Here is a 2,911-nt window from a genome sequence, read left to right on the forward strand (position 1 = left end):
GCGGCGATGACACCAACCGGCTGGTCTTTCGCAACAAGTGCGTTGGTCGACATGTCGATACCGTAGCTACTTTGTGGAACACCGCGAAGGTTCTTGGTTGAAAGTACTGAGCGAATCTTTACTTCAGAAATTTCTTGGTCAGCATCAATAGCATTTGCAATCTCACGGGTAATGAGTTGTCCGCCCTTAATGTGTCCTGCGATATCTTCAGCCGCGAATCGTCCATAGAGACGGTTTGCGAATTCGATCATGGTTTGTGCAGTTTCACTTCGGTAGATAGCGAATCCATCGTCATCACCCTTCTTGTCTTCAACAGTAAAGACATCTTGGGACACATCAACGAGACGTCGAGTCAGGTATCCTGAGTCAGCTGTCTTGAGGGCGGTGTCAATCAGACCCTTACGAGAACCACGGGTTGCCACGAATTGCTCCAATGAGCTGAGTCCGTGTTTGTAGTTACTTCGGATCGGAAGCTCAATTTCACGGTTCGTTGCGTCAACCATGATACCAATCATGGCGCTCGCAAGCTGAACGTTAGAAATATCACCACGTGCTCCAGAGTTGAGCATGACACTCACACTGGTGTCCATGTCTTTTAGCTTGTCTTGAAGGAATTCACTGACACTACGAACCACACCACGCCAGGTTGAAATGGTCAGGCTGTAACGCTCTTCTTCAGTAATGAGTCCTTGGTTGAACTGTTCACTAATGAGCGTTACCTTCGCATCACCTTCGGCAATGAAGGTTGCAGTTTCAGCAAATTCGACGTAGTCATCCTTACCGGTTGACACGGCTGCGACGGTCGCAAAACGGAACGCGAGTCCCTTCATGCGGTCAGCAGTCTTTGCGGTCATTTCAGCACCGTACTGCTCAAAGATCAGTCCAAGGACTTTCTTGAGCTGTTTCTTGTTCTGGACGTTGTCGTCATACGGGAAGTCTGCAGGCAAAATTTCGTTAAAGAAAACTCGTCCGAGAGTCGTACTTCGTACTTCACCCTTTGTAAAGACACGGATCGGGGTCTGAAGTTGGATGACTTTGTTATCGTAGGCCATTTCAGCTTCGTAGACAGAGCTATATGCTTTTTCTGCCCTTGCTTGTGCACTTGGCTTGTTGTATGTCAGGTAATAGTTACCAAGGACAACGTCCTGGCCGATACTGAGGACTGGAGCACCATCTGCTGGTTTCAAGAGGTTAGCAGTTGCGCTCATGAGTTCACGAGCTTCTTGCTGAGCCTGCTTTGAAAGCGGAAGGTGGACAGCCATTTGGTCGCCGTCGTAGTCAGCGTTAAATCCGTTTGCAACGAGTGGGTGCAATTGAATTGCTTTTCCTTCAACCAATTTTGGCTTGAAGGCCTGGATAGACAAACGGTGAAGTGATGGCGCACGGTTCAAGAGAACGTACTTACCTTCGATCACTGCGTCGAGTGCGTCCCAGACGATCGCTTCACCAGCTTCGATTAAACGAGTTGCTGAACGGATATTGTGTGCGTATTCTCCAGCGATCAACCAGTGAATAACGAAAGGCTTGAACAGCTCGAGGGCCATTTGCTTTGGAAGACCACATTGGTCAATCTTGAGCTTTGGACCAACAACAATAACTGAACGTCCAGAGTAGTCGACACGCTTACCGAGAAGGTTCTGACGGAATCGTCCTTGCTTTCCCTTAAGCATATCAGAGATGCTCTTGAGGCGGCGGCGTCCACCAGTTGCGTTTACTGCACGACCACCACGAGCAGCCGAGTTGTCGATCAATGCGTCAACAGCTTCTTGAAGCATACGCATTTCATTGCGACGAATCACTTCTGGCGCGTTGAGGTCGATCAGCTTCTTGAGACGGTTGTTACGGTTGATCACACGGCGGTAGAGGTCGTTAAGGTCGCTAGTAGCAAATCGGCCACCGGTCAGTTGCACCATCGGACGAAGGTCCGGTGGAATCACCGGTAGAACAGTGAGTGTCAGGCTACTTGGCTTGATACCAGCAGCCTGCATACCTTCAAGTACCTTCAGGCGCTTGAGAAGCTTCTTCTCGCGCTGACCCTTGGCACCTGCTACTTCTTCGCCAAGCTCGGCGATGAGGGCTGGAAGATCAATCTGATCAAGCAAGGCTTTGAGAGCCACGCCACCCATACCAACTTCGGCGAGGTCTTCATATTCTTCTGGAAGGTTCCTAAAGTCTGTCTCGGCAATCAGAGCACCCTTTACGAGGCTGTCGAGCTGAGCTTTTTTGACAGTATACGATTCGTTGAGGTCTTCAACTTCACGTGACTGAGCTTCAGCCAGTGCTTTGACGTCGGCATTTTCAGCTTCCGCTTCTTTCTCGTAGCGCATCTTGATAGCCATGCGGCCAGCTTCGGTTTCAGCTTCGAGATCAGCCAGGTATTGGTCACGCTTCTCAGTCTGAACATTCAGGATAACGTAGGTTGCAAAGTAAGCAATACGCTCGAGGTTACGCACGGTAATGCCGAGCAGCAAGCTCATAGCACTTGGGGTACCACGCATAAACCAGATGTGAGCGACAGGAGCAGCCAGGGTAATGTGACCCATGCGCTCGCGACGAACGATACTCTTTGTAACGAGCTCACCGTTCTTGTCGATGGCAGCTTCGCGTGAACGAACACCCTTGAGCTTGTTGTCATGTGGGTTGATGTCTTTGACCGGGCCAAAGATTCGCTCACAGAACAATCCATCACGCTCAGGCTTCTGGGTTCGATAGTTAATGGTCTCTGGTTTGGTTACCTCACCATGACTCCATTTCATAATGTCGTCAGGGCTGGCAACTGCCAGGCGAACTGCATCGAAATCAGCAATTCCGTTGTTTGCTATGACTCGTGACATATTACGCCTCCTCCTTAATCTCTTCTATTTCATCAATATCCTGAATCGTCATGTCTTCGAGATCATCGAGTTCCTCG

Annotated in this window: 1 protein-coding gene; it reads right to left on the minus strand. The window is 49.7% G+C overall.

Annotated features, from left to right (window positions below):
• Positions 1 to 2,834 (minus strand): DNA-directed RNA polymerase subunit beta' (gene rpoC / locus M0R47_RS21570; RefSeq protein ID WP_292558416.1); only part of this gene is annotated, 2,834 nt, incomplete at its 3' end.
• Positions 2,835 to 2,911: the final 77 nt, after the last annotated feature.

It is taken from the genome of Methylobacter sp. (assembly GCF_023227905.1).
In the GTDB taxonomy this organism is placed as follows: domain Bacteria; phylum Pseudomonadota; class Gammaproteobacteria; order Methylococcales; family Methylomonadaceae; genus Methylobacter_A.